General features: G+C 61.6%; 23 protein-coding genes. 13 read left to right on the forward strand and 10 right to left on the reverse strand.

The window, feature by feature from the left end:
* Position 1: 1 nt before the first annotated feature.
* From sapD to BHE81_RS04260, 5 genes are all read right to left on the reverse strand, one after another.
* Positions 2–994, reverse strand: a complete 993-nt coding sequence (sapD, locus tag BHE81_RS04240) for a putrescine export ABC transporter ATP-binding protein SapD (protein WP_004140266.1) — start codon at positions 992–994, stop codon at positions 2–4.
* Positions 994–1884: a putrescine export ABC transporter permease SapC gene (gene sapC / locus BHE81_RS04245; RefSeq protein WP_004151901.1), complete on the reverse strand. Its 891-nt coding sequence runs from the start codon at positions 1882–1884 to the stop codon at positions 994–996. Before sapC ends, sapD begins: the two co-directional genes overlap by 1 nt.
* A complete protein-coding gene (gene sapB, locus BHE81_RS04250; protein WP_002901816.1) occupies positions 1871–2836 on the reverse strand; it encodes a putrescine export ABC transporter permease SapB in 966 nt (321 codons plus the stop codon). Before sapB ends, sapC begins: the two co-directional genes overlap by 14 nt.
* Positions 2833–4476, reverse strand: a complete 1644-nt coding sequence (gene sapA / locus BHE81_RS04255) for an ABC transporter substrate-binding protein SapA (RefSeq protein WP_004140258.1) — start codon at positions 4474–4476, stop codon at positions 2833–2835. Before sapA ends, sapB begins: the two co-directional genes overlap by 4 nt.
* A 333-nt stretch (positions 4477–4809) precedes the next feature.
* Entirely contained in the window at positions 4810–5718 is a 909-nt protein-coding gene (locus tag BHE81_RS04260) for an SDR family oxidoreductase (protein ID WP_172622138.1), read from the reverse strand.
* 107 nt (positions 5719–5825) lie between these two features.
* On the opposite strand from BHE81_RS04260, the gene BHE81_RS04265 reads away from it, so the two are divergent.
* Positions 5826–6656, forward strand: a complete 831-nt coding sequence (locus tag BHE81_RS04265) for a helix-turn-helix transcriptional regulator (RefSeq protein WP_019705465.1) — start codon at positions 5826–5828, stop codon at positions 6654–6656.
* Here the strand turns inward: BHE81_RS04265 and BHE81_RS04270 are convergent.
* Complete coding sequence (locus BHE81_RS04270) at positions 6635–8944, reverse strand: helix-turn-helix domain-containing protein (RefSeq protein ID WP_021441609.1); 2310 nt, start codon at positions 8942–8944, stop codon at positions 6635–6637. The two genes, BHE81_RS04265 and BHE81_RS04270, sit on opposite strands and share 22 nt — an antisense overlap.
* 171 nt (positions 8945–9115) lie before the next feature.
* Here BHE81_RS04270 and BHE81_RS04275 point away from each other — a divergent pair, with 171 nt between their 5' ends.
* Both BHE81_RS04275 and BHE81_RS04280 read left to right on the forward strand, forming a co-directional pair.
* Positions 9116–10285, forward strand: a complete 1170-nt coding sequence (locus tag BHE81_RS04275) for a M20 aminoacylase family protein (RefSeq protein ID WP_002901900.1) — start codon at positions 9116–9118, stop codon at positions 10283–10285.
* Between the two features lie 25 nt (positions 10286–10310).
* Positions 10311–11702, forward strand: coding sequence for an MFS transporter (locus BHE81_RS04280; RefSeq protein WP_021441611.1), 1392 nt, complete (start codon positions 10311–10313; stop codon positions 11700–11702).
* Here the strand turns inward: BHE81_RS04280 and pspF are convergent.
* Positions 11693–12682: a phage shock protein operon transcriptional activator gene (gene pspF / locus BHE81_RS04285; protein WP_004148137.1), complete on the reverse strand. Its 990-nt coding sequence runs from the start codon at positions 12680–12682 to the stop codon at positions 11693–11695. The two genes, BHE81_RS04280 and pspF, sit on opposite strands and share 10 nt — an antisense overlap.
* A gap of 152 nt (positions 12683–12834) precedes the next feature.
* Here pspF and pspA point away from each other — a divergent pair, with 152 nt between their 5' ends.
* From pspA to BHE81_RS04315, 6 genes are all read left to right on the forward strand, one after another.
* Positions 12835–13503, forward strand: a complete 669-nt coding sequence (gene pspA / locus BHE81_RS04290) for a phage shock protein PspA (RefSeq protein WP_002901908.1) — start codon at positions 12835–12837, stop codon at positions 13501–13503.
* 55 nt (positions 13504–13558) lie between these two features.
* Positions 13559–13783, forward strand: coding sequence for an envelope stress response membrane protein PspB (gene pspB, locus BHE81_RS04295; protein WP_002901911.1), 225 nt, complete (start codon positions 13559–13561; stop codon positions 13781–13783).
* A complete protein-coding gene (gene pspC, locus BHE81_RS04300) occupies positions 13783–14142 on the forward strand; it encodes an envelope stress response membrane protein PspC (protein ID WP_002901913.1) in 360 nt (119 codons plus the stop codon). Before pspB ends, pspC begins: the two co-directional genes overlap by 1 nt.
* Before the next feature lie 28 nt (positions 14143–14170).
* Entirely contained in the window at positions 14171–14389 is a 219-nt protein-coding gene (gene pspD, locus BHE81_RS04305) for a phage shock protein PspD (protein WP_002901915.1), read from the forward strand.
* Between the two features lie 102 nt (positions 14390–14491).
* Positions 14492–15889 (forward strand): YcjX family protein, encoded by a 1398-nt coding sequence (locus BHE81_RS04310; protein ID WP_002901917.1) that lies wholly within the window; start codon positions 14492–14494, stop codon positions 15887–15889.
* The gene (locus BHE81_RS04315; protein WP_004140239.1) at positions 15886–16947 is read left to right on the forward strand and encodes a TIGR01620 family protein; all 1062 of its coding nucleotides are present in this window, start codon (positions 15886–15888) and stop codon (positions 16945–16947) included. The genes BHE81_RS04310 and BHE81_RS04315 overlap by 4 nt, the downstream gene beginning before the upstream one ends.
* Positions 16948–17036: 89 nt before the next feature.
* On the opposite strand, the gene BHE81_RS04320 is transcribed toward BHE81_RS04315, so the two are convergent.
* Positions 17037–17906: a LysR substrate-binding domain-containing protein gene (locus BHE81_RS04320; RefSeq protein ID WP_223174956.1), complete on the reverse strand. Its 870-nt coding sequence runs from the start codon at positions 17904–17906 to the stop codon at positions 17037–17039.
* A gap of 143 nt (positions 17907–18049) precedes the next feature.
* Here BHE81_RS04320 and BHE81_RS04325 point away from each other — a divergent pair, with 143 nt between their 5' ends.
* The 3 genes from BHE81_RS04325 (at position 18050) to BHE81_RS04335 (ending at position 22231) form a co-directional block, all read left to right on the forward strand.
* On the forward strand, positions 18050–19363 hold the full coding sequence (locus tag BHE81_RS04325) for a 6-phospho-beta-glucosidase (RefSeq protein ID WP_002901977.1): 1314 nt from the start codon (positions 18050–18052) through the stop codon (positions 19361–19363).
* Positions 19364–19535: 172 nt separating this feature from the next.
* Positions 19536–21077 (forward strand): transcriptional regulator TyrR, encoded by a 1542-nt coding sequence (gene tyrR / locus BHE81_RS04330; protein ID WP_002901979.1) that lies wholly within the window; start codon positions 19536–19538, stop codon positions 21075–21077.
* Between the two features lie 101 nt (positions 21078–21178).
* The gene (locus BHE81_RS04335; RefSeq protein WP_004183734.1) at positions 21179–22231 is read left to right on the forward strand and encodes an AbrB family transcriptional regulator; all 1053 of its coding nucleotides are present in this window, start codon (positions 21179–21181) and stop codon (positions 22229–22231) included.
* Positions 22232–22301: 70 nt separating this feature from the next.
* Here the strand turns inward: BHE81_RS04335 and tpx are convergent, their stop codons facing one another.
* The gene (tpx, locus tag BHE81_RS04340) at positions 22302–22808 is read right to left on the reverse strand and encodes a thiol peroxidase (protein WP_004152131.1); all 507 of its coding nucleotides are present in this window, start codon (positions 22806–22808) and stop codon (positions 22302–22304) included.
* Positions 22809–22910: 102 nt separating this feature from the next.
* Between tpx and ycjG the strand changes: the two genes are divergently transcribed.
* The gene (gene ycjG, locus BHE81_RS04345; RefSeq protein WP_023312988.1) at positions 22911–23876 is read left to right on the forward strand and encodes an L-Ala-D/L-Glu epimerase; all 966 of its coding nucleotides are present in this window, start codon (positions 22911–22913) and stop codon (positions 23874–23876) included.
* On the opposite strand, the gene mpaA is transcribed toward ycjG, so the two are convergent.
* Positions 23873–24580, reverse strand: a complete 708-nt coding sequence (gene mpaA / locus BHE81_RS04350) for a murein tripeptide amidase MpaA (RefSeq protein ID WP_004152134.1) — start codon at positions 24578–24580, stop codon at positions 23873–23875. The genes ycjG and mpaA overlap by 4 nt on opposite strands.
* Between the last annotated feature and the right edge of the window lie 40 nt (positions 24581–24620).

The raw sequence follows: 24620 nt of genomic DNA on the forward strand, positions 1-24620 counted from the left end.
TTCACTCTTTCTCCATGTTCAACGGGAAATGACAGGCGTACAGATGGTTGCGCGCCCCGGTAAGACGCGGCGTTTCGATACACTCCCGCTGGGCGTACGGGCAGCGCGGCCCCAGCCGACAGCCGATAGGCAACTGCTCCAGCAGCGGGATCGCTCCAGGCAGGGTGTTGAGGCGACTTTTATGCGGCATGGCGCTACCGAAATCCGGGATCGCGCGGATTAACGCCTGGGTGTAGGGGTGATGTGGGAGGGTGATCAGCTCTTCGCTGGGCCCGCTCTCCACCGTCTGCCCGCAGTACATGACGTTGATTTTATCCGCCCATTTGCTGAGCATTTGCAGGTCATGGCTGATCAGCAAGATGGTGGTGTTGTTGTTCTGGTTGAGCCGCGTCAGCAGGCGAATAATCTGCGCCTGGGTGGTCGGCTCCATGGCGTTGGTCGGCTCGTCGGCAATCAGCAGACGCGGCTGGTTGGCCAGGGCGATGGCGATCATCACCTTCTGGCACTCGCCCTCGGTCAGCTGATAGGGGAAGCTGCGCATGGCATCTTTGTGATCTTTAATGCCTACGCGGTGCAACAGCTCGATGGCCCGGCGCTTGCGCCAGCCCAGCCGTTGCCACCAGCGGCCCTTGTAGGTCCAGCCGGGGATACTCTGAATCAGCTGCTGGCCGATGCGCTCAGAGGGATCGAGGCACGACTGGGGCTCCTGAAAAATCATCGACACGTTATGGCCGATCAGCTTCCGGCGCTCGCGGTTCGACAGTCGCAGCAGGTCAATGTCATCGAAGCGCATGCGGTCGGCCGTGACCCGCCAGTTGTCTTTGGTCACGCCGCAGATAGCTTTGGCAATAAGGCTTTTCCCGGAGCCGGATTCCCCCACCAGGCCGCGGATTTCGCCTTCGGTCAGCGTCAGGCTGACGCGATCGACGGCTTTTACCCAGCCTTCGCTGGTTTTAAATTCAATGGTTAAGTGACGAATATCGAGTAACGGCATTATTCTACCCCGGCAATGATCGCCCGGCGAATACCGTCGCCCAGCAGGTTGACCAGCAGTACGCTGAGCATAATCGCCGCCCCGGGGAGCATCACGGTCCACGGCGCCACATAGATAAGCTCCAGCGCATCGCCCAGCATGGCTCCCCATTCCGGCGAAGGCAGCTGGGCGCCGAGATCAAGAAAGCCCAGCGCGGCAATATCCAGAATGGCCATCGACAGGGCGCGAGTGATCTCGGTCACCAGGCCGGAGGCGATATTGGGCAGGATGGCGAACAGCAGAATATTCAGCGTCGAGGCGCCATCGAGGCGGGCGGCGATGATGTACTCTTTCTCCAGCTCATCGTGGACCATGCTGTAGACGGAGCGCACCATGCGCGGCAGCAGCGCCAGCCAGACGGCGAACATCGCATGGCTCAGATGCGGCCCGGCAAAGGCGACGACGATAATCGCCAGCAGCAGCGAGGGGATGGAGAGCAGGGTGTCGAGGATATGGTTCATCACCGCCGAGCGCAGGCCGTGGGTCGATCCGGCAATCACACCCAGCACCAGACCAAACAGCGTGGCGCCGAGGGTGACGACAAAAGCGCCGCCGACGGTGGGCGCCGCGCCGCTCAGCAGTCGGCTCAGCACATCGCGGCCGAGGTCATCGGTTCCCAGAAAGAAGGAGACTTCGCCATAGCGCGACCACGACGGCGGCAACAGCTGGTAGCCGAGGAACTGCTGGTCGATGCCGTAGGGGGCGAACCAGCCGCCGAAGACGCAGAGCAGCAGCAGGCCCGCGCAGCCGTACAGACCGATCATCGCCGTGGTGTCGCCATAGAACTTACGCCATACGGTGCGCAGCGCGCCGGGCGGACGCTTTTCCAGATAAACGCTATCGTAGGGCATACCATTCCTTATGTTTCAGTGGGTTAGCCATGGCACCGAGAATATCGGAAATCACGTTGACAATAATCACCAGCGCGCCAATCACCATCACTCCGGCGGAGATCGCCGCGTAGTCCTGCTGGCGAATGGCGTTGATCAGCCAGCGGCCCAGTCCAGGCCAGCTGAACACCATCTCAGTGATCATCGCCAGGGTGAGCATGGTGGAAAACTGCAGGCCGAGACGCGGGATCACCGGCGGCAGGGCGTTGTGCAGCACATGGCGCAGTAGAATTTTGCGTCGCGACACGCCGCGGGTGGCGGCCGCTTTTACATAGTTAGTGTCATACACCTCGCTGGTGCTAATGCGCATCAGGCGGATCACTTCAGTGGTGGGGGCGACCGCCAGGGTCAATACCGGCAGCACCATATGCCGGGCGGCGCTGACGATCATCTCATGGCGCCACGGCGAGTCCGAAAGCCAGGCGTCGATCAGCGCGAAACCGGTGACGTTTTTCACCTCATACAGCAGATCGAAGCGACCGGAGACCGGAAGCCAGCCGAGGGTCAGGGAAAAGAAGAGGGTCAGGAGCAGCGCCAGCCAGAAGACCGGGATCGAGAAACCGACCAGCGCGACGGCGCTGATCAGGGTATCGGGCCATTTATTGCGCATTACGCCGGCGATCATCCCCACCGGAATGCCTATCAGCAGGGCAAAGCCGAAGGCGAGGATGCACAGCTCCATGGTCGCCGGGAAAACCTCGCGCAACTGCTCAGAAATCAGCTGGCCGTTAATGCTGGAGACGCCGAAATCCCAGTGCAGCACCCCTTCAAACCAGAACAGCCACGCATTCCACAGGGAAGCGCCCTGCAGTGGGGCATGAGGGGTGAAATAGCTCAGGCTGAAACCGACAAAGGTCAGAAAAAAGAGGGTGATCAGCAGCAGCAGCAGACGGCGCAGGGTAAAAATAATCATGGCTTTTTCACCTCTTCGGTATTTTCCCGCGATACGCCAGCGAACGAAGCGTTACCGAAAGGGCTGAGCACCAGGCCTTTCATATCATAGCGGTAGGCCTGCAGCCGCAGCGACGAGGCCAGCGGCAGGACCGGCAGTTCGCGGGCGAGGATCCGCTGCGCCTCTTTGTAAGCGTCCATCCGCGAGGAGAGCTGCTGCGAGAGCAGCGCTTTTTGCAGCACGTCGTCAAACTCCCGGTTACACCAGTGGGCAAAGTTGGTTTGCGAGGCGATGGCCGCGCAGCTTAGCAGCGGTCGGAAGAAACTGTCCGGATCGTTACTGTCCGTCGCCCAGCCGGAGAGCGTCAGGTCGTGGCTCATGTCCATCAGGCGCGCCTCCTGGAAACGTCCCTCTACCGGCACAATAATCACCTTAACGCCAATCTGCGCCATATCCGCCTGGATAAGCTCCGCCGTTTTCAGCGGGCTGGGATTCCACGCCTGCGAGCTGGTGGGCACCCACAGCTTGAGGGTCAGGTTTTCCAGCCCCAGGGCTTTCAGGCGGGCGCGGGCCTCCTGCGGATTATATTCGGTAATTTTAGCGTCATTATCGTAGGCCCACGAGGCCCGCGGCAGCATGGACGCCGCCGTCTCCGCGGTGCCATAGTAGATGGACTGCATCAGGCGCTGGTTGTTAATCGCCAGCGCCAGGGCATGGCGCACCTCAGGGTTATCCAGCGGCGGCTTGGCGGTGTTGAAGGCCAGCCAGGCGATGTTCATTCCCGGGCGCAGCGTCAGGCGCAGGCGCGGGTCGTCACGCAGGATCGTCAACTGGCTGGCGGCCGGCCAGGCCAGCACGTCGCATTCTCCGGTCAGCAGTTTCGACAGGCGGCCGGTGCCGCCGGAACCAAGGTCGACCACCACCTGGGGCATCAACGGTTTGCCGCGCCAGTAGCCGGGGTGGCGCTGCAGGCGAACATATTGTCCGGAGCGGTAATCGGATAGCTGGAACGGGCCGGTGCCAACCGGCTGGCGATCCAGTTGCTCCTGGCGGTCGTCCTGCGTTAAGCGGGCGGCATATTCGGCAGAGGTAATTGACGCATAGTGGGTGGCCAGATGCCAGAGGAACGAGGCGTCCGGCCGCTTGAGGCGAAACTCCACGGTCTGATTATCCAGCTTGCGGACGCTCTCCACGCTGTCAGCAAACTGCAGACTGTCGAAGTAGGGGAAGCTGCTGCCGTTGACGTTGTGCCACGGATGGTCGCGGTTAAAAATACGGCCAAAGGTAAAAATGACGTCATCGGCATTAAAGTCCCGCGTCGGGGTAAACCACGCCGTGCGTTGAAACGGGACGTGGCGGCGCAGGTGAAAGCGGTAGGTGGCGCCGTTATCGAGAACTTCCCAGCTCTCCGCCAGCTCGGGGACCAGCCGGTAGGTATAGGGATCGACGTCAAGCAGACGATCGTAGAGCTGAGCGGCCAGCGTATCGACAATCAGGCCGCTGCTGACTTTCTGCGGGTTAAAGGTATTAACCTGGCCGCTGACGCAATAGACGAAACCGCTATCGCGGATATCGGCGCGGTCGGGGAGCGCAGGGGCGGCAAAAGCTGGCCCACACAGCAGGGAAACGGCTGCCAGGAGAGATGACAATTTCAGGCGCATATTTTCTGTTTGATTATAGAGCTGAACTCTATCTTATTAAGATTAATAGACATTCACCACCGCCTTCAACAAGCCTGAGGGATAATGCGGTTACCGGGTGCGTATAGTATTCAGTCAATTGATTAAAATAGTCGCGGAACCGAGTCTGTATAGTGAAACATGGTAACTTTTTATCGCCGATATCGCCAGTCAGCTCTGTTTGGCCGCGGTTGACCAAACGGCGACGGCGTGCGGACGTTAGAGAATAGATTCAGTATAGCGGGGAGAAAGCCGATGACCCGACGGGCGACTAGCCTTACCCGTCGGGTGTGATACAGGGGGAGCGTGTTTTGATTATTGTGACAGTGTCACTTTATGATAGTCCATATTCTGCAGGTCCTCCAGCAGCCCGGGGCCAACCGGCTGCCACTGCAAGCGCTCGCGGGTCCATGCCGAGCTGGCGCGCAGGTCAAGGGCGGTAAACGGCGCAAACCAGCCGAACCAGGCGTCGACCTGCGACTCATCCAGGTGGGTCAGCGGCAGGTTTAATCCGTGGGCAATTACCGCGGCAATATCGCGTGACGCGATCCCCTCTTCGGCCACCGCATGATAGCGCTCGCCGGCCGCGCCCTGAAGCAGCGCGCTGACATACAGACGTGCGACGTCATCGACATGGGCGGCTGACCAGCGGTTGCTTCCCTCGCCGCGCAGGGCTACCGCCCCGTTGGCGATCGCGCGTTCGATGTAGCAGGTCAGCAGTCCCTGACGCACGGTGTCATGCACCTGCGGTAAGCGGACCACCCTGACATCCACTCCCGCCTCCAGCAACTGCTGGCCGGCGAGCTCTGAGGCGGTGCGCGGGCTGGGGTGCGCTGAGTTGAAGAACGACTCCCGGGCCGGGGCGCCGCTCCCGTCGTCGCCCATCAGCGTGCCGGAGGTGATCACCAGCGGCCGCGTGCTGCCTCGCAGCGCCTGGCCCAGGGCCAGGATCGCCTGGCGGTCTTTCTCGCAGTTAGCGGCAAAGCGGCTGAAGTCGTGGTCGAAGGCGGTATGGATCACCGCGTCGGCGTTCCCGACGCCAGCCAGCAGCGACTCCGGGGCATCCAGCGTGCCGCAATGCACCTCGGCGCCGGCCGCCTTCAGGGCCTGTGCGGTGCTTTCGCTGCGCGCGAGGCCGATAACCTGATGGCCCGACGCCTGCAGCGCCGGAAGAATACGTGAGCCGATAAATCCGCTCGCGCCGGTAAGAAATATACGCATCATGGATCTCCTGAATGGGTTTCAGGCGTATCCTACCTGCGATGTCATACTATAAAAGTAGAGACATTATCGGGGTATAAATTCTAACAGGCAGAACCCACAGGCAGATGATGAACACTTCTGACAACCATGCTTTAGGCGATTTTCTCCGCGCCCGCCGCCAGCGTCTCGATCCGGCAACGTTTGGCTTCCCGGCGGGACGCCGGCGCACCCCGGGGCTGCGCCGCGAAGAGGTCGCGCAGCTCGCCAGCATCAGCCCGACCTGGTATACCTGGCTTGAACAGGGGCGCGGCGGGGCGCCTTCCCGCGAGGTGCTGGAGCGGATCGCCCGCGGTCTGCGGCTGACCACCCCGGAGCGCGAGCATCTGTTTATTCTCGCCTTTGGCCATCCGCCGCAGACGCGGCTGACGGTGACGGATGATATGACGCCGCGGCTGCAGCGGGTGCTTGACGCTTTCACCATTCCGGCGATTATCCGCACCGCCAGCTGGGACGTCATCGCCTGGAACGCGCCGGCGGCCAGGGTGCTGACCGACTACAGCCAACTGCCGCTGGCGGAGCGCAACGTGCTGCGCCGCCTGTTTACCCGGCCGGAGGCCCGCTGCACTCTGGAGGACTGGCAGAGGGTGGGACAGCTTATCGTCAACGCCTTCCGCGCCGACGTCACGCGGATGGGCGCCACGAAAGAAACTGACCAGTTGATCGCGGAGCTCAGCCAGCAGAGCGTCGAGTTCGCCCGTTTTTGGCAAAGCCATGACGTCGCCGGTCATGGAGAAGGCTATAAGCGCATTAACCACCCGCAGATGGGGCCGCTCGACCTGGAATTTACCTCCTTTGCCGTGGAGGGCCGTCCCGATCTTTCCCTGCTGGTCTTTAATCCGGCAACGACGGAGAGCCAGCGGAAAATTCACGGTTTACTTCAGGGGGCTGTGGGCGACTGAGGGGTAAACTCGTACAGCGCCAGCGCGTTGCTCTGCAGCGAGTCGATCCGCAGCCAATAGCCATCGAGCCTGGCTTCATCCACGCTGAGCGCCGGACGGGCCTGATGCATCAGCCACTGATAATCCTCGGCGTCAGGGCCGCTGCGGCTGCGAAAGGCGTCCACCAGCGGGAACAACGCGCCGTGGTGCTGATCGAACAGGTGCTGTTTGATGCGCCAGCTGCCATCCAGGCCCTGCAGCCGCACGCTGTAGGGCTGGCTGAAGCGCTGGATAAAGGCCGCTTCGCTGGAGAGCCAGGGATTGTAGACCACCGTATTGCGCAGCAGCAGCTGGTAGTGACCCTGGTGGTGAAGCAGCAGCAGGTTTTTATCGTGAACCAGGATCTCGCCGCGCAGCCGCCGCCAGAGCCAGAGTACCCAGTAAACCGGGCGCGGCAGGCCGTGCAGATAGTGCAGCGCCAGGCTGGAGGTATCGAGCTTGCCGTTGGCGCGAGCTTCGCCCTGGAGGCCTGAATTTAACCAGAAGCCCGCCAGCCAGACCTGGTCCGCCACCCCCAGCAGATTATCCATCAGCAGCGCGCCGCGAAAAAAGCGGCCGTTGGTATCCCGCGTATCGCCGGTCAGCGTATTCCAGGAGAGCAGCCACAGCGGCAGGTTGAGCTGACGCTGGCGCAGGGCGCTGTGGATCTGCCGCAACTTGTGCAGCGGATAATGTTCACTGGAGGCCAGGCGGCTGCTGTCTGCCTGGGCCAGATCCAGCTGTTCGTTGGCATCTGCCTGGCAGGCGAGAAAATCCGCCTCTGCCAGCAGCGGCGAGTGGAACAGCGGATCGTTCCCGGGATCGCTGGGAGCAAAGCGGTGCCAGATCCCCAGCTGCGGCTGCGGCAGCAGGCGATGAAGGACCCCGCGCTGCTGCCGCCAGGCGGCCTGGCGCGCAGCTTCGCTGGCCTGTGGCGACCAGTGCCAGACAAAGCGCCAGCTGTTGAGCGTGGCTGGCGGAAAATGGTTGGCGGCGAGCTGCAGGAAGCGCTGCAGCAGGTCACTGCGGGTGGTGACGCCGGTGTGCAGGATCACCTGCCAGCCCATCGCCGCCAGCCAGCTAAAAATCTGCTGCAGGTTGTACCAGCAGGCGTAGCCGGCCATCTGCGGATCGTCCCAGCCGGTGCCGAACAGCCGACTGCTGAGAAAGGGATCGTTGATATCGATGGCATACACCGGCAGGGCGTGATGCAGCTGTTCGAGTTCCCGGCGCACATCTTCGCGCAGCAGATCGTCCAGTTCGCGCACGGTCACCACCATCCGGGTATGGCGCAGCGCTGCGGGGCGCGCTGGACGATCGCGCAGATTGATCTCCCGGGTCTGCGGTGGGTTGATCGGCAGGGGGGGACTTTCCCTGTCGCGTGGTTCCGGCTCATTGAGTCGCGCATACAGCCGGTCGGCCGCCACCGGCTGCCAGCGATCGGCCTGCGGCGGGCGCGGTCGGGCAAGCTCCAGAGGATGCTGTTCACGATACTGGCGCGGCGTCACGCCGTGCTGGCGCTTAAACAAATCGCTCATCATTCGCGTACTGGCGAATCCCTGTTCGCGGGCGATTTGCTGGACGGTTTTGCGGGTGGTTAATAGCTGGTCGGCGGCGTGGCGCAGGCGCAGCGCGGTGAGGTACTGGACAAAACTAACCCCGACCTCTTTGCGAAATAAGCGTGACAGCCAGGCCTCGGAGACAAATTCCGCGGCCGCCACCTCCTGCAACGAGAGGCGACGCTGATAGTTAGCGTCGATCCGCGCCACCACGCTGGCTATTCTCCGGCTCCATTTTTCGGTATCGCGCCGGGGCGTGGAGGCGATGGGCTGGCTAAAGCGCGTGGCCAGCAGCAGCGCTATCTCACTCAGCCAGCGGTTGGCCTCCAGTCGGTAATGGCCAGGATGATTGACCAGGCCGCTCACCAGCAGCTGGCGCATCAGGCGACGCAGGCCGTCATCGGCATCCCGGGTGCGCGGCGTTATCTGGTAATCGACGGCAAAAAAGGCATTATCGAGGCGGGCCAGCCAGCTGGCGGAGAGGGTGAGGATCATCACGGCGTTGGCCCCGGCGCTGCGCAGGCTCCAGCGACGGTTGCGGTTAACGATCGCCAGCCCGTCGGCGACGAGCGGCTGCGACGCACCTTCCGCCACCGCCAGATTTACGCTTCCCTCCAGCACCCACAGCAGCGTCAGCAGATCGCTTTCCGGCTGGGTCAGCTGACGCACATCGCGTACGGTGACGCTAAAGTCGCCTGAATGGTGCTCCACATGGCTCTCCTCTGTAGACAAAAAACAACCGGTTGTTTTTTGTCATAACCGATATGTATGAAAAACACTCATTGATTTTTCGTCAATATAAAACAAAAAAGCGCGCCTGCAAGCTGAGGCACCCGCATAAACTCGAAGGTGTCGTGCAAACACAACACAGGAATAACAAAAATGACACATCCGTTGCTAGAAGCATTGCAGGTTAACGAGGCGCAATTTATCGCTCTGCGTCGTCGGTTCCACCAGCAGCCGGAGATCGGCTTTGAAGAGCACCAGACCAGCAGCGAGGTCGCCCGACTGCTTGGCGAGTGGGGATACGAGGTTCACCGCGGCCTGGCGGGCACCGGAGTGGTGGGCACGCTGCGCGTCGGCGAGGGGAAAAAACGCCTTGGCCTGCGGGCGGATATGGATGCCCTGCCGATGCAGGAGCGGAGCGGTAAGCCGTGGGCAAGCCAGGTTGAAGGGCGCTTTCACGGCTGCGGCCATGACGGGCACACCACCACGCTGCTCTACGCAGCTGAATATCTGGCGCGCACCCGGCAGTTTACCGGCACGCTGCAGCTGATTTTCCAGCCCGCGGAAGAGTTGCTGTACGGCGGGCGGGTAATGGTCGAGGACGGTCTGTTTGATCAGTTCCCCTGCGACGCCATCTTCGGCCTGCACAATATGCCGGGTCAGCCGTTGGGCAAGATCGGCCTGCGCGACGGGGCGATGATGGCCTCCTCCGATACGCTGCATATTGAAGTGAAGGGCGTTGGCGGCCACGGCGCGGTGCCGGAGCATACGGTGGATGCCACGCTGGTGGCCTGCCATATTACCCTCGCGCTACAGTCCATTGTCTCGCGCAATATCACCCCGTTTGAGCCGGCGGTGGTGACCGTCGGCAGCATCCAGGCCGGTCATGCGCCCAATATCATTAACGATCACGTGCTGATGAAGCTCACGGTGCGCACCCTCAATGAGCAGGTGCGCGAGACCGTGCTGCAGCGGATCCATGATATCGCCGTGGCCCAGGCGGAGAGCTTCAATGCCACCGCCACGCTGACCCACGTCAACGGCAGCCCGGTGTTGCGTAACGATCCGGCGACGAACGCCATGGTGCGGGAGGTGGCGACGGCGCTGTTTGGCGCAGAGCAGGTGGGCGAGGTGAAGCCGTTTATGGGCAGTGAAGATTTTGCCTTCATGCTGGAGCAGCACCCCCACGGCAGCTATTTCACCATCGGCGCTGGCGATGAGCCGGATCGCTGCATGGTGCATAACCCGGGGTATGACTTCAACGACGCGCTGTTGCTGACCGGCGCGGCGCTGTGGTGTGGCCTGACGGAACGCTATCTGCGCTAATCACGAGAAACGGGAGGGCCATGCGATGAGCACTGTCACAATAAGCGACACCCCGTTTGTCGGCAACGATCGCCTGCTGGTGGGGATTGTGTTAAGCGTTTTAACCTTCTGGCTGTTCGCCCAGTCGGTGATTAACGTGGTGCCGGCGATGAAAAGCAGCCTTGATATCTCTCTTGAAACCTTAACTCTGGCCGTCAGTCTCAGCGCGCTGTTCAGCGGCTGCTTCGTGGTCGCCAGCGGCGGCCTGGCGGACAAGTTTGGCCGGATGCGGATGACCACCCTCGGGCTGGGGCTGAGTATCGTCGGCAGCGCCATGCTGGTGGTTGCTCAGGGACCGGGGCTGTTCCTGGCCGGCCGTGTGCTGCAGGGGCTGTCGGCAGCCTGCATTATGCCGGCGACGCTGGCGCTGATTAAGACCTGGTATGAGGGGCGTGCGCGGCAGCGGGCGGTCAGCTTCTGGGTCATCGGCTCGTGGGGCGGCAGCGGTCTCTGTTCCTTCGTCGGCGGGGCTATCGCCACCGGTCTGGGCTGGCGCTGGATCTTCGTCTTCTCGATCGCCGTTGCCCTGCTGGCGCTGTTTTTGCTGCGCGGCACGCCGGAGAGCCGCAGCGCCAGCGCCAGCCAGCATAAGCTGGACGTCGGCGGTCTGCTGAGCCTGATTGTTGCGCTGGTGCTGGTGAATCTGTTTATCAGCAAGGGCCACGGCTGGGGCTGGAGCAGCCCGCTGTCGTTGACCATGCTGGCCGGGGCGCTGGCGGCGGGGACGATATTTATCCGCAACGGCATGCGCAAAGGCGAGGCGGCGCTGATTGATTTTGCGCTGTTTAGTAACCGGGCCTACGGTGCGGCAGTGCTGTCGAACTTTCTGATCAATGGAGCGATTGGCACCATGATGATCGCCAGCATCTGGCTGCAGCAGGGGCACCACCTGACGCCGCTGGAGAGCGGGATGATGACCCTCGGCTATCTGGTGACCGTCCTGGCGATGATCCGGGTCGGCGAGAAGCTGCTGCAGCGCTATGGCGCCCGGCTGCCGATGATGGCCGGTCCGGTGTTGACCGCTATCGCCATCGCGCTGATATCCTGCACCTTTCTCGAAAAGGCGCTGTATATCGGGGTGGTGTTCGCCAGCAACGTGCTGTTTGGCCTCGGGCTGGGCTGCTACGCCACGCCATCGACGGATACCGCGGTGGCCAATGCCCCGGAGAACAAAATCGGCGTCGCCTCGGGGATCTATAAGATGGGCAGCTCGCTGGGCGGGGCGATGGGTATCGCCGTGACAGCGTCACTTTTCGCGCTGTTTTTACCGCTGGGCATGGCCCATGCCGCCCAGTATGCCCTGTGGTTTAACGCCGTCTTATGTCTGGGGGCGATGGCGGTGAGCGCGCTGCTGCTGCCGCGCGCCTCTCACAGCTGATGCTTTTTCAGCAGCGCGCGGAGCTGGTGATAGGTTAATCCCAGCAGCTCCGCCGCCTGCTTCTGATGATACTTCGCCTGCTCCAGACTCCGCTGCAGCAGGCGTTTTTCCTGCTGGAGCTGGAAATCGCGCAGATCCAGCGGTAGCGCGGGCAGCTCATCGCCGGGCGCGGCTTCCGGCGGAGAGCCGGGGGACTGACGAAAAGGGTTAATAATAATCGCGTCCAGCTCATGTTCGCTGTCGCCGTGGCGATACACCGAGCGCTCAACCACGTTCTTCAGTTCGCGAATATTCCCCGGCCAGCGGTAGCCGAGCAGCGTCGCGGTCGCTCGTTCGCTAAAGCCGGGAAACAGCGGCAGACCGAGTTCGCGGCACATCTGGATGGCAAACTGGTTGGCGAGCAACATGATGTCGCTCTGCCGGTCGCGCAGCGGGGGGAGCTGTACCACGTCGAAGGCCAGGCGGTCGAGCAGGTCGGCGCGAAAATGACCTTCCTCGACCATCTGCGGCAGGTCAGCGTTGGTGGCGCACACCAGCCGGACGTTAACCTGCAGCGGCTGGCTGCCGCCCACGCGCTCCAGCTCGCCATATTCAATCACTCTTAACAGCTTCTCCTGCACCAGCATTGGGGCTGTCGCCAGCTCATCGAGAAACAGCGTCCCGCCGTCGGCGCGCTCGAAGCGCCCGGGATGGCGCTTGCTGGCCCCGGTGAAAGCCCCGGCTTCGTGGCCGAACAGCTCCGAGTCGAGCAGATTATCGTTCAGCGCCGCGCAGTTCAACGAGATAAACGGCCCCTGCCAGCGGCTGGAGAGGTAGTGGAGACGGTTAGCGATAAGCTCTTTCCCGGTGCCGCGCTCGCCGATGACCAGCACCGGTTTATCCAGCGGGGCCAGCCGGGAAACCTGTTCCAGCACCTCGAGAAAGCTGTTGGCCTCGCCCAGCAGATTATCCTTGTACTGCGCCATGATGAATTTCGCCATTAAGTAGTGTAATTAACCAGGTGACTGTAGCAATGCCCAGCACGTTTCGCAACCACCCTGTTTAAAATCAATAAGATAAAAAGTTGGCACGCCATTTGTATTAGCTAAGCCACAGGTGAATGCCTGAAACCAGAACTATGAGGATTGAAATTATGGGTATTTTTTCTCGTTTTGCCGACATCGTGAACGCCAACATCAACTCCCTGCTGGAGAAAGCGGAGGACCCGCAAAAGCTGGTGCGTCTGATGATCCAGGAGATGGAAGACACGCTGGTTGAGGTGCGTTCGACATCGGCCCGCGCGCTGGCGGAAAAGAAACAGCTGTCCCGTCGTATTGAGCAGGCGGTCGCCCAGCAGGCGGAATGGCAGGAAAAAGCCGAGCTGGCCCTGCGCAAAGAGAAAGAAGATCTGGCCCGGGCGGCGCTGATCGAAAAACAAAAGCTGACCGACCTTATCGCTCAGCTGGATCATGAAGTGCAGCTGGTGGATGAAACCCTGGCGCGGATGAAAAAAGAGATTGGCGAGCTGGAGAACAAACTTAGCGAAACCCGCGCCCGTCAGCAGGCGCTGGCGCTGCGCCATCAGGCGGCGAGTTCATCCCGCGATGTGCGTCGCCAGCTGGACAGCGGTAAACTGGATGAGGCGATGGCGCGCTTTGAATCCTTTGAGCGTCGTATCGATCAGATGGAAGCGGAAGCGGAGAGCCACCGCTTTGGCAAGCAGCAGACGCTGGATCAGCAGTTTGCCGAACTGAAAGCGGACGATGAAATCAGCGAGCAGCTGGCGGCGTTGAAAGCCAAAATGAATCAGTCCAACCAGTAAGTATGATTGCGCGGCGCGGCGTTGCGCCGCGGCTCACCCCCTGTAAGGAGTACACATGAGCATGCTTTTTCTCGCCATTCCGCTGACGCTGTTTGTGCTGTTTGTTCTGCCGGTCTGGCTGTGGCTGCACTACAACAATCGCGGCGCCAACGGCAGTCTGACGCAAAATGAGCAGCAACGGCTGCTGCAGTTGACCGATGACGCGAAGCGGATGCGCGAACGCATTCAGGCGCTGGAAGCGATCCTGGATGCCGAACATCCGAACTGGAGGGACAAATAATGGCCGGACTGGATCTGAATAAAAAACTGTGGCGTATCCCGCAGCGCGGGATGGTGAAGGGCGTCTGCGCGGGTATTGCTCAGCATCTTGATGTCCCGGTGAAGCTGGTGCGTCTGATTACCGTGCTGGCGATGATTTTCGGCCTCTTTTTCTTTGTCCTGGTGGCCTACATCATTTTGACTTTTGCTCTGGATCCGATACCGGACAGCGAGCTGTACGGTCATAAAGCGCCGAGCAATGGCGATCTGCTGGCCGCCGTGGATGCCGAACTGGCCTCCGGTGAACAGCGTCTGCGTGAAATGGAGCGGTATGTGACCTCCGACACCTTTACGCTGCGCAGCCGCTTTCGCCAGCTGTAAACCCTGTTTCTAACGAATGAGGCAACGCATGAATAGCAAATGGCAACGCGCCGGGCAGCAGGTGAAGCCCGGTCTGAAAATCGTCGGTAAGCTGGCGCTGCTGACCGCGCTGCGTTATGGCCCGGCGGGCGTTGCCGGCTGGGCGGTTAAATCGGTCGCGCGTCGGCCGCTGAAAATGCTGCTGGCGGTGGCGCTGGAGCCGCTGCTCAGCCGGCTGGCCAACCGCGTCACGCGCGGGATGAAATAATGCCGCCGTGGGGAAGGCGCAAAAGGATTAACGTTGTCCTGCTTATCCCCGGCAGATCGCTTATGATGACGAGACATACCTTCAGGGCATAACGGACTGGCGATGAAGCGACTGAAAACTGAATTGAATGCGCTGGTCAACCGCGGGGTTGACCGGCATTTACGTCTGGCGGTGACCGGCCTGAGCCGGAGCGGTAAAACGGCGTTTATCACCGCGCTGGTCAACCAGCTGTTGAATATCCACACCGGCGCCCGCCTGCCGCTGCTGAGCGCCGCACGCGAAGAGCGGCTGCTCGGCGTCAAGCGCGTGCCGCAGCGGGACTTTGGCATTCCCCGATTCACCTACGACGAAGGGCTGGCCCAGCTGTACGGCCAGCCCCCCATGTGGCCAACCCCGACGCGCGGGGTGAGCGAGATCCGTCTCGCGCTGCGCTACCGTTCGAATGACTCCCTGCTGCGCCATTTTAAAGATACCTCCACGCTGTATCTGGAGATTGTCGACTATCCGGGCGAGTGGCTGCTCGACCTGCCGATGCTGGCGCAGGATTATCTGAGCTGGTCGCGACAGATGACCGGGCTCCTGCAGGGACAGCGTGCGGAGTGGTCGGCCCGCTGGCGGCAGCTGTGCGCCGGGCTGGATCCGCTAGCTCCTGCCGACGAGGCTCGGCTGGCGGATATCGCTGCCGCCTGGACGGACTATCTCCACGCCTGTAAGCGTGAAGGGCTGCACTTTATCCAACCCGGGCGCTTTGTCCTGCCCGGAGAAATGGCGGGCGCGCCGGCGCTGCAGTTTTTCCCGTGGCCCGACGTCGACGCCGTCGGCGAAGCCAAGCTGGCGCAGGCCGATAAACACAGCAACGCCGGCATGCTGCGCGAACGCTACAAATACTATTGCGAAAGGGTGGTGAAGGGGTTCTACAAAGAGCACTTCCTGCGCTTCGACCGGCAGATTGTGCTGGTGGACTGTCTGCAGCCGCTCAACAGCGGGCCGCAGGCGTTTAACGATATGCGTCTGGCATTGACCCAGCTGATGCAAAGTTTCCATTACGGGCAGCGCACCTTGTTTCGCCGGTTGTTCTCGCCCGTCATCGACAAGCTGCTGTTTGCCGCTACCAAAGCCGATCACGTCACGATCGATCAGCACAGCAATATGGTGTCGCTCCTGCAGCAACTGATTCAGGACGCGTGGCAGAACGCCGCCTTTGAAGGGATCAGTATGGATTGCCTGGGGCTGGCGTCCATTCAGGCGACCCAGAGCGGGCTGATTGAGGTGAATGGCGAGAAAATTCCCGCCCTGCGCGGCAATCGCCTGAGCGACGGCCAGCCGTTGACCATCTATCCCGGTGAGGTGCCGGCGCGCCTGCCGGGCCAGGCCTTCTGGCAGCAGCAGGGATTTCAGTTTGAAAACTTTCGTCCGCAGGTCATGGATGTCGATCGGCCTTTGCCGCACATTCGTCTCGACGCGGCGCTGGAATTTTTGATTGGAGATAAACTGCGATGAGCGAACCGTTAAAACCGCGGATTGATTTTGATGGGCCGCTGCAAGCGGAGAAAATTCCGCCGCTGAAAGGCGCTCGCGCCTTCGACACCCTGGAGGCCGACAACTTCGCGCCAGCGCGGCTGGTGACCGGCGAAGAGGAAGAGGGGGCGGCGGAAGCGGTGGTGGAGTCGGTTCTGCGACCCAAACGCAGCCTGTGGCGGCGGATGGTCAGCGCCGGACTGGCGATCTTCGGCGTCAGCGTCGTGGCGCAAGGCGTGCAATGGACGGCTAACGCCTGGCAGACCCAGGACTGGATTGCGCTGGGCGGCTGCGTCGCCGGGGCGCTGATCGTCGGGGCCGGCGTCGGTTCGCTGGCCACCGAGTGGCGCCGTCTGTGGCGACTGCGCCAGCGCGCCCACGAACGCGATGAAGCGCGCGATATGCTGCACAGTCACGCGGTCGGTAAAGCGAAAGCCTTTTGTGAGAAGCTGGCGCAGCAGGCCGGGCTGGATCAGTCGCATCCGGCGCTGCAGCGCTGGTATGCCGCGATCCACGAAACGCAAAGCGACCGTGAAGTGGTGAGCCTTTATGCGCAGCTGGTGCAGCCGGTGCTCGATGCCCAGGCGCGGCGGGAAATCAGCCGTTCGGCGGCGGAGTCGACGCTGATGATTGCCGTCAGCCCGCTGGCGCTGGTGGATATGGCGTTTATCGCCTGGCGGAACCTGCGGCTGATCAACCGAATTGCCACGTTGTACGGCATTGAGCTCGGGTATTACAGCCGTCTGCGACTGTTTCGCCTGGTGTTGCTCAACATCGCTTTCGCTGGCGCCAGCGAACTGGTGCGCGAGGTGGGGATGGACTGGATGTCGCAGGATCTGGCGGCCCGGCTGTCGGCGCGCGCCGCGCAGGGCATTGGCGCCGGCCTGCTGACCGCCCGTCTCGGGATCAAGGCGATGGAGCTGTGCCGCCCGCTGCCGTGGATCGCCGATGATAAACCGCGACTCGGCGATTTTCGTCGCGAGCTGATTGGGCAGTTGAAAGAGACCCTGCAGAAAAGCAAAACCCGCCCGGAGAAGTAACCTCCGCTCAGAGACATTGCCGGGCGGCGGCTTCGCCTTGCCCGGCCTACGACGTCAAGCTCTGGCACGCGCACACTGGCAATATTCGATTAGGCGCATTCCGCCGCCAGCCACTCGCTGAAGGCGCGAAAGCGCGGGCGGGAACGGTTCTCCTGCGGACAGATCAGGTCATAGCCAAAGGGCGAGGGCGCTTCATTTTCAGACAAGGCCACCAGCCTGCCGGCGTCGAGCAGCGGCTGGATCAGCGTTTTACGCCCCATCACCACGCCGAGTCCATTGAGCGCCATCTCGATGGCCAGCGAGTGGTTATTCACCGCGTAATACCGGCCGTCAAAAGGTAACGCCTGTCCGCTGTGCTGGCACCACAGGCGCCATTCCGCAAATTGATCCTGTACGTCGGTGGATTCGCACGCATGGATCCAGACGAGCGCCGCCGGGTCGCCGCCGCTCAGCGGACGATACTGTTGGCGATAACGCGGGGAGCAGACCGGGAGCAAACTTTCCGCCATCAGCCGCTGTTGATAAAGATCGGGGTAGCGCGTGGCGCCGTAGTAAATTGCCAGATCCACCCGCTCCTCGTTAAAATCCATCACCCCGGCGCGCACGCGAAACTGCAGATTCAGTCCCGGCCATTGCGCCTGAAAGCGCGGCAGACGCGGCATCAGCCACAGATGGGCCAGCGTCGGCGCAATACCAATATGCAGCGTGCCGCGCAGATCCTGATCGCGAATATCCTCAATTTCATCGTTAATCGCCCGCAGCGAATGGCTTAACGTCGCCAGCAGCCGCTTACCTTCCTCTGTCAGCGCCAGTTTACGCGTCATGCGGATAAACAGGCGAAACCCGATGTGCATCTCCAGCCTGCGGATCCGATGGCTGACCGCTCCCTGGGTAAGGTTCATTTCATGCGCGGCAAGGGTAAAGCTCAGGTGGCGGGCGGTCACCTCAAAGGTCTGCAGCAGCGCAAGGATGCTTTGTTGCTCAAGCACAGATTGTCTCCCTTATGCATTAATTGAGTTCATGCATAGGCCGATTTAATTCGTTTGTTAGGCCAGTTTTGCCGGTTTTAAATAGTTATATCGTAACTAAACCGAGGTATACCATGTCAGGACTCAAAATTGTGGTGATTGGCGGTGGCTCCAGCTACACCCCGGAACTGATTGAAGGTTTGCTCAACCGCTATCACGAAATGCCGGTCGCTTCGCTATGGCTGGTGGACATTGAAGAGGGCAAAGAGAAAGTCGAGATTATCGCCGGACTGGCGCGGCGAATGATCGCCAAAGCCGGGCTGACTATTGAAGTGGTGGCCACCCTTGACCGGGAAAGCGCGCTGCGCGATGCCGATTTCGTCTGCTCGCAGTTTCGCGCCGGCTGCCTTGACGCCCGGATCAGCGATGAACGTATCTCCCTCAAGTATGGCTTGATCGGCCAGGAGACCAATGGCCTTGGCGGCTTCGCCAACGCCTGTCGCACCATTCCCATCGCCCTGGAGATCGCTGCCGATATGGAGCGACTGTGTCCCGACGCCTGGCTGCTGAACTTTACCAACCCGTCGGGGATGGTGACCGAAGCGATCCTGCGCCACAGCCGCATCAAAGCCGTCGGCCTGTGTAACGTGCCGGTGATTATGCAAAAAGGGATAACCACTCTGCTGCAATGCGCTGACGAAAAAGAAGTGGTGATGCAGGTCGCCGGCCTGAACCACTTTATCTTCGTGCGCCAGATCCTGCACAAAGGTAAAGAATGGCTGCCGGAGGTGATAGCCGAGATCAACGCCGGTCGGGATCCGCTGGTGCCGCGCAACATTCCGCCGTTCCGTTGGCCGTCGCATCTGCTGCAGGGCTTAGGCATGATCCCCTGCGCCTATCTGCGTTATTACTACATGAAAGACGATCTGCTGCGCCAGGAGCTGGCGGAGGCGGGCGGCGAAGGAACCCGCGGGGAAGTGGTTAAGCAGCTGGAAAAAATCTTGTTTGACCAGTACCGCGACCCGCACCTGGCAGTCAAACCGAAGGCGCTGGAAGGGCGCGGCGGCCAGTACTATTCCGAGGCGGCCTGCGAGCTGATGAATGCCATCTACAACGACAAGCGGATTATCATGCACGTCAATACGCGTAATAACGGCGCCATCAATGGCCTGCCGGATGACTGCGCGGTAGAGGTCAGCTCGCTGATTACCGCTTCTGGTCCGCTACCTCTCAATGTGGCGCCGTTCCCGGAAGATACCCTGCGTTTGCTGCAGCTGATGAAATCATTTGAACGGCTGACTATCGAGGCCGCGCTCACCGGCAACCGCCACACCGCATGGCGTGCTCTGATGCTGAATCCGCTGATCGTCAGCGGCGAGAAGCTCGAACTGGCGTTGGATGAGGTGATCGCTGAGAACCGTCAGTGGCTGCCTGCTTTCCACGCCTGACCCAAGACTCACCGGCCGCCTGGCCGGTGATTTAACCACTGACCGTCTGACTTTACGCCACAGCGCCCATTTTTCCGCCACACTGTCAATAATTGTTGACAGTTAGCTTCCCGAAAACCCATTCCTGGCCTATTATTCTCCCGTCATTGGCACTTTTAGGGTGAACACTCCCATGCGTCTTGAAGTCTTTTGTGAAGACCGTCTCGGTCTGACTCGTGAATTGCTCGATTTGCTGGTGCTGCGTGGTATTGACCTGCGCGGTATCGATATTGACCCTATTGGCCGAATTTACCTCAATTTCGCCGAACTGGAATTCGCCACGTTCAGCAGCCTGATGGCTGAGATCCGCCGTATCGCCGGCGTGACGGACGTGCGCACCGTGCCCTGGATGCCGTCTGAACGTGAACACCTGGCGCTCAGCGCGCTGCTGGTAGCGATGCCGGAGCCGGTGCTGTCGCTGGATACCAAAGGTCGGGTGGAACTGGCGAACCCCGCCAGCTGCCTGCTGTTTGGCCAAAGCCAGGCGAAGCTGCGTAACCACCCGGTGGCCCAGCTGATCGCCGATTTTAACGTTCAGCGCTGGCTGGAGAGCAGCCCGCAGGAGACGCATGCGGAGCATGTGGTGGTGAATGGGCAGAACTACCTGCTGGAAGTGACTCCGGTCTATCTGGAAGGAGAGCATAACGAGCGAGTGCTGACCGGCGCCGTGGCGATGTTGCGCTCAACCGTGCGCATGGGGCGCCAGCTGCAGACCATGACCAGCCAGGATACCAGCGCTTTCAGTCAGATCCTCGCGGTGGGGCCGAAAATGCGCCACGTGGTGGAGCAAGCGCGCAAGCTGGCGATGCTCAGCGCGCCGCTGCTGATTGTCGGCGACACCGGCACCGGTAAAGATCTGCTGGCCCATGCCTGCCATCTGGCCAGTCCGCGGGCGGGCAAACCCTATCTGGCGCTCAACTGTGGCTCCATTCCCGAGGACGCGGTCGAGAGCGAGCTGTTTGGCGACGCGCTGCAGGGCAAGAAGGGCTTCTTCGAGCAAGCCAACGGCGGCTCGGTGCTGCTGGATGAAATTGGCGAGATGTCGCCGCGCATGCAGACCAAGCTGCTGCGCTTTCTCAACGACGGCACCTTCCGCCGCGTTGGCGAGGATCATGAAGTGCACGTCGATGTGCGGGTGATCTGCGCGACGCAGAAAAACCTGATCGAGCTGGTGCAGAAAGGGCTTTTCCGCGAAGATCTCTACTATCGCCTCAACGTCCTGACGCTGTATCTGCCGCCGCTGCGCGATTGCCCGCAGGACATCATGCCGCTGACGGAGCTGTTCGTGGCCCGCTTTGCCGACGAGCAGGGGATCCCGCGGCCGAAGCTCTCTGCCGATCTCAGTACGGTGCTTACCCGCTACAGCTGGCCCGGCAACGTCCGCCAGCTGAAGAATGCCGTCTATCGCGCACTGACCCAGCTGGAAGGATTTGAGCTGCGTCCACAGGACATTCTGCTGCCGGACCATGACGTCGCCTCGCTGCCGGTGGGCGAGGAGGCCATGGAAGGGTCGCTGGACGACATCACCCGCCGCTTTGAGCGCTCGGTGCTGACCCAGCTCTATCGCAGCTACCCCAGCACACGTAAGCTGGCGAAGCGGCTGGGGGTGTCGCATACCGCCATCGCCAATAAGCTGCGTGAATATGGTCTGAGTCAGAAAAAGGGTGACGAATAATCCCGCCAGGCTGGCGACTCACGTCGCCGGCATCCCGGCCTGCAAAGCGGGCCAAACCTGTATATACTGGTTTTTTAATCCTTTTTCCGGGGTGGTGCATCTTGGCGTCGCGTCGCGCGATCGGGCACTGGCTGATATTGCTGCTGCTCTCTGTTCTCTTTTCCTCGCTGCTGTTACGAATACACCTGCCGGCAGCGCTGCTGCTGGGGCCGCTGATCGCCGGTCTCATTTTGAGCCTGCGCGGGGTGAAGCTGAGCATCCCTCGCCCCTGTTATCTGGCGGCGCAGGCCATTGTCGGCTGCATGATCGCCCGGGCGATTAATCCCTCTGTTTTTGGCGTGCTATTCAACAACTGGGCGCTGGTGCTGGCGATCCTGTTGACCACCCTGGCGATAAGCGGCCTTACCGGCTGGCTGCTGGTCCGCTACAGCGCGCTGCCGGGCGCCACTGGCGCCTGGGGAAGCTCTCCCGGCGGCGCGTCGGCAATGGTGGTGATGGCCCAGGAGTACGGGGCCGATGTGCGGCTGGTGGCGCTGATGCAGTATCTGCGGGTGCTGTTTGTCGTCGGCGCGGCGGCGCTGGTGGTGCGCTATGCCCTGGGCAATGAAGCACAAGAAATGACTCAGGATATTGTCTGGTTTCCATCGTTGACCCTGAATTTCCCTTTCACGCTGCTGCTGACGGCGGTGGCCTGTTGGCTGGGCATGCGGCTGCGCATCCCCTCCGGGGCCATGCTGCTGCCGATGCTGCTTGGCGCGCTGGCCCAGGGCGGCGGCTGGCTGATGCTGGAGCTGCCGGAGTGGCTGCTGGCGATGGCCTATGCGGTGCTGGGCTGGACGGTGGGGCTCCAGTTTAATAAAGCCATTTTTCTGCTGGCCCTCAAGACGCTGCCGCAGATTATCGCCTCCATCATCGGACTGATCCTGATGTGCGCCCTGATGGCCCTTGCCCTGACCCATATTCTGCAGATGGACTTTATGACCGCCTATCTGGCCACCAGTCCCGGCGGGCTGGACACGGTGGCGATTATCGCCGCCGGCACCCGGGCGGACATGTCGTTTATTATGGCGCTACAGACGCTGCGGCTGTTTACCATTTTGCTGACCGGCCCGGCGATGGCGCGGGCTATCTCCCGCTATGCGCCGCGGCAATAAAAAGCCCTCGCAGAGCGAGGGCTGGGCAGATCGAATGTCCGCGAGCGCGATGCGCCCGGGCAATCTGTTATCAGGCTTTCAGGGCGGCCAGCGCGGCGTCGTAGTCCGGCTCTTCGGTGATTTCGTTCACCAGCTGGCTGTAGACGACCTGATCGTTTTCATCGATAACGACCACCGCACGGGCAGCCAGGCCAGCCAGCGGACCGGTGGCGATGGCGACGCCGTAGTCAGCGAGGAAGGACGCGCCGCGCAGCGTGGACAGGGTGACCACATTGCTCAGGCCTTCCGCGCCGCAGAAGCGGGACTGGGCGAACGGCAGGTCAGCGGAAATGCACAGCACTACGGTGTTGTCCAGTTCAGCGGCCAGCTGGTTGAATTTACGCACTGATGCGGCACACACGCCGGTATCAATGCTCGGGAAAATATTCAGTACTTTACGTTTGCCGGCGTACTGGCTCAGCGCGACGTCAGAGAGATCTTTGGCGACCAGCGTAAACGGCTGCGCTTTAGCGCCTGCCTGCGGAATGGTGCCCTGAACAGAAACGGGGTTGCCCTGGAAATGCACGGTTTGTGACATGGTTATCTTCCTGTTTACATATAGTTAACGTCGCGAGTAGTGTATGACATCCGCCAGCTACACGGCAAACCCTATTTAACATTTACCAGAGAGGACAAGGGAATGCGTAACGTGCGAGTGTATGAGGAAGCCTGGCCGCTCCATACCCCTTTTGTGATCGCCCGCGGTAGCCGCAGCGAGGCAAAAGTGGTGGTAGTGGAACTGGAAGAGGACGGCGTGAAAGGGGTAGGCGAATGCACACCCTATCCCCGCTATGGCGAGAGCATCGCCTCGGTCATGGCCCAGGTGATGGCGATCGGCGAGCAACTGGAGGCGGGGCTTACCCGCGAACAGCTGCAGCGGCTGCTGCCGGCAGGCGCCGCGCGCAATGCCATTGACTGCGCACTATGGGATCTGCAGGCCCGGCGCGAAGGCAAAACCTTGGCCCAGCTGTTGGGCGTGGCGTTGCCTAACCGGGTGATTACCGCCCAGACGGTGGTCATTGGCACGCCGGATCAGATGGCGGCCAGCGCCGCGGCGCTGTGGCAGGCAGGGGCCCAGCTGTTGAAGGTGAAGCTCGACGATCGACTGATCAGCGAGCGGCTAATCGCTATCCGCCAGGCGGCGCCGGAGGCTACGCTGATTGTTGACGCCAATGAGTCCTGGCACAGCGAGGGGCTGGCGGCGCGCTGTCAGCTGCTGGCGGACCTCGGTGTGGCGATGCTTGAGCAGCCGCTCCCCGCCGACGACGACTCGGCGCTGGAAAACTTCGTTCATCCGCTGCCGATTTGCGCCGACGAGAGCTGCCACACCCGGGAGAGCCTGCCGCGGCTGCGCGGGCGCTATGAGATGGTCAATATCAAACTGGATAAAACGGGCGGCCTGACCGAAGCGCTGGCTCTGGCCGGGGAGGCGGAACGGCAGGGATTTGAACGGATGCTGGGCTGTATGCTTTGCACCTCGCGCGGGATCGCCGCCGCGCTCCCTCTGGCGCCGCTGGCGCGCTTCGCTGACCTCGACGGCCCGACATGGCTGGCGGTGGACGTTGAGCCGGCGCTGCTGTTCAGCACCGGCGTGCTTCATCTTTAAGCCTGCCAGCGCAGCAGATCGGTCATCGCCGGCAGGTAACGCTCCGTTGCCTCGTCGGCGGAGACCGGCGGGAACTCGGCGGTGATGCAGGGGAGTCCGATATCGGCGCACCAGCTGCCAAAGGAGCCCGGCGTGTCGTAGCCCACGCTGCCCACCAGCGGCAGGGAGAAGGCGTCGGCCAGCCAGCGACCCAGCGGGCTGTGGCCCGGATCTTCGATGCAGGCCAGCGGATCGTGAAAGGAGACCACCCACGCCGGATGAATCTGATGGATCAACTGACACAGGGCCTCGGTCTCCCGTTCCGAACCCGGCTGCTCGCCGGTCAACAGCACCACGTCGCGCTCCGCCGCCGCGCTATTCCAGCGGTAAACCGTTTCCCCTTGCTTCCAGTTGGCTGCCGGAAAGTTACGGTTGAGGTCAACGCCGCGGGCATTGGCGCGCAGCCCGAGCTGACAGCCGTCAGGATTGACCGTCAGCACCACGTGGTGGCGGCGCAGCTCGGGTTTCAGGGTGCGCAGGGCGCAGGAGAGGGTCACAATCGACGAATTCTCATCACCGTGGGTACCGGCAATAATCAGCCCGCTACGGCTGTCGGCCTGCGGCGCAGGAAACCACAGCAGCGGCGCGCCCAGTTCCGAGCTGCCATACTGCCGGGTTCCCGGCGGAAAGTCGCCGCGCTGCGGGCGAGGACGTGAAATAGACATAGGGCTTCCTGTGTGTCGTTATTATTTAGTGTTGGCGAAA

It is taken from the genome of Klebsiella sp. AqSCr (assembly GCF_008452795.1).
In the GTDB taxonomy this organism is placed as follows: Bacteria; Pseudomonadota; Gammaproteobacteria; order Enterobacterales; family Enterobacteriaceae; genus Klebsiella; species Klebsiella pneumoniae.